General features: G+C 64.8%; 1 protein-coding gene. It reads left to right on the top strand.

Annotated elements, in window-relative coordinates; translation table 11 throughout:
- Positions 1 to 256 (top strand): AAA family ATPase (locus EOD29_RS33115; protein WP_164764015.1); only part of this gene is annotated, 256 nt, incomplete at both ends.

Here is a 256-nt window from a genome sequence, read left to right as displayed (position 1 = left end):
GGCAATCGCTCGGGCGCTTGCGCCGTCGCCGCGGGTGCTTCTCTGCGATGAGCCGACCTCGGCGCTCGATCCGGAACTTTCGGCGGAGGTGGTCGATGTGCTGGGCCAGCTTGCCCGCGAAGGCACGACGATGGTCATGGCCACCCATGATCTCCGACTCGCCTCGAAAATCGCCAACGACGTCGTCTTCCTGGAAGCCGGGAGCGTGGTCGAAACCGGCAGTGCGAAAGCTATTTTCAGCGCGCCTAAGCGCGAG

It is taken from the genome of Mesorhizobium sp. M1A.T.Ca.IN.004.03.1.1, from assembly GCF_003997555.1.
Classification (GTDB): Bacteria; Pseudomonadota; Alphaproteobacteria; order Rhizobiales; family Rhizobiaceae; genus Mesorhizobium.
The sequence above is the reverse complement of the archived record's forward strand: the minus strand, read 5'-3'. Positions and strand labels throughout refer to the sequence as shown.